Here is a 2,080-nt window from a genome sequence, read left to right as displayed (position 1 = left end):
ACAACAGGGTAGAAAAAGTTGTTTTGAAAAATCGTTAAGGCGTTTGGCGCTCTTTTAGTTTCAAGAGGTGATTCTGGGATTATGAATAGTCTTATGCTTGAGTTACTATAATTTAACTTTTGTAGATTCAATATTGGAATTTTTAATATATAATAACTATTGAAAAAACTGAATAATGGGGCTGTAAGGAACCTCATGCCTATTTTTCAATCCTCCTATGGAGGGAGTTCCACATGGGAGTTCTTTCTATTGCTTAAGATTACTTTAACTTTTAAAAACAAAGGGATTTTTTCAAGGTTAGATAGATAGCCTCTTTTTGTGTTGGCCTGTTATTTATGATGAAATGAATAAAATCCTGTACGCCCAATCGGTTTATGCTACATATAGAATGGATTTTGAGAAATTGATCCAAGAATCTAATGGATTATCTTTTTTAGGGGAGGAGCTTTCATCTCAACAGATTGCAGAGGAGAAAAATGAATGGGAAGGTATAAGAAAACTTCCTTTGCACCTTCGATATAGGGAGTACTTGATTTCTACCTCCGGTCAATCTTCTTTTGTCCCACAAAAAAAAGTAATTATGCCTGGGGATGCCATTGTTCAAGTTTTAAATGTTGCTGGTGAAATGGAAATGGGGTTGGGGCCTGCCAATCTGGTGTATCCTAATGGAAGTTTTATCAAAACTGGAGATTTTGCAGAGGTTAATGATGATTTTGTCCTTGCCGAAGCTAATGCCTATAGTTTGTTGATTGCCAATCAAAATGTTGTTTTGCTTCATAAGGAGGAAAATGGAAAAGCAAGTTCTGTAGCTGGATATTTCAATTATTGGGCCTTGTCCGCCAGGGATGGAGGACAATGTTTGGTGGCTTTTAATAGCAAAAAAGATGATAACAGAGGCTTGTTTTATGCGACTTTACGGATTTGGCATCCTTTTGATTTTTTTAATTACTATAGGAGTATTTTTAAAGTTTAGTAAAACTTTTTATTCTTCATTATTCCAAATTTACGGGAATTACAAACCACCGCTTTATGTTATCCCTAAAAATAGACCGCTTTCCTGGTTTTTGTAATAATTAGGTTTTCCATTCCCACATGAATAAATTGAAAACTGCAGTTAGTCTGTTGCTTTATTTACTGCTATCTGTCTCCTGTAACGACCTTTTTTTAGAGGATCCTACAAACCGCATTAGTGCTGAAACAATTGATGATCAGATTACATCTATTGACCAGGCCGTTATTAATTTGGAATCTGATGAAAATGCTATCAGAGATAAAGTTGAGTGGGTTCTGGGAGATTTGAGGGGTAAAACTAGAGTATGGTTCAAGAACAACCGTTTGGTAATGTTGGAGGAAAGCGCATCTTCCAGTTTTGGTTCTAGCATTCAAAAGTATTTCCTCAGTGAAACTAATCTTATTTATGCCTACGAGTATAGGGTAACAAACAATTGCAATCGTAAAAGTTCGATTTGTATTAGCGAAAGTAAACATTACTATTATCAGGATCAGCTACTTTCGGCCATCGAAAGAAAGACTGTAGTACCAAATATTCATTTGCATCGTTATGATAGTCCCTTTTTTGACGATGCAATAGCTTCAGTACCATTTGAAGTGTTTTCTCAGAATGAAAGATCTTTGTATCAAAGTGATATGGAGAAATACCAGCAGCTGAAAAATAAGTGGGAAAGTATTTCCAATTGAGAAAAAGGAGAAAATTTTGTAATTTTGCTTATAATTCTAAATCTTAGAAATTTTTATGCTTTCCAAAAAAACACAGTATGCCCTTCATGCATTAAAGTATTTAGCTAAAAACTATGGAGAAGGCCCAGTTTTAATTAGTGATATTTCAAAGCAAGAAAATATTTCCAAAAAGTTTCTGGAAAGTATCCTGCTGGAATTGAAAAAGAATGGCTATTTAGGAAGTAAGAAAGGAAAGGGAGGAGGTTACTATCTGCTTAGATCTCCTGAAGACGTTTCTTTGGCTGGAATTATTCGAATTTTTAATGGCCCAATTGCTTTGCTTCCGTGTGTGAGCCTCAATTACTATGAAAGATGTGATAATTGTAAAGACGAAACAAATTGC

At 34.8% G+C, this 2,080-nt stretch carries 3 protein-coding genes; all 3 read left to right on the top strand.

The genetic code is table 11. The features are described from left to right. Positions 1-343 precede the first annotated feature (343 nt). Positions 344-973, top strand: a complete 630-nt coding sequence (locus E1171_RS02330; RefSeq protein ID WP_155203691.1) for a hypothetical protein — start codon at positions 344-346, stop codon at positions 971-973. 119 nt (positions 974-1,092) lie between these two features. Beyond that, positions 1,093-1,698 carry a hypothetical protein gene (locus tag E1171_RS02325; RefSeq protein ID WP_155203689.1) on the top strand — a complete coding sequence of 202 codons (606 nt, stop codon included), beginning with the start codon at positions 1,093-1,095 and terminating at the stop codon, positions 1,696-1,698. A gap of 55 nt (positions 1,699-1,753) precedes the next feature. Then, the coding region (locus E1171_RS02320) for an RrF2 family transcriptional regulator (protein WP_155203687.1) at positions 1,754-2,080 on the top strand (327 nt) is incomplete at its 3' end.

It is taken from the genome of Xanthovirga aplysinae, from assembly GCF_009711365.1.
Lineage (GTDB): Bacteria > Bacteroidota > Bacteroidia > Cytophagales > Cyclobacteriaceae > Xanthovirga > Xanthovirga aplysinae.
Note: the sequence above shows the minus strand (reverse complement) of the source record. Positions and strands in the feature narration are given on the sequence as shown.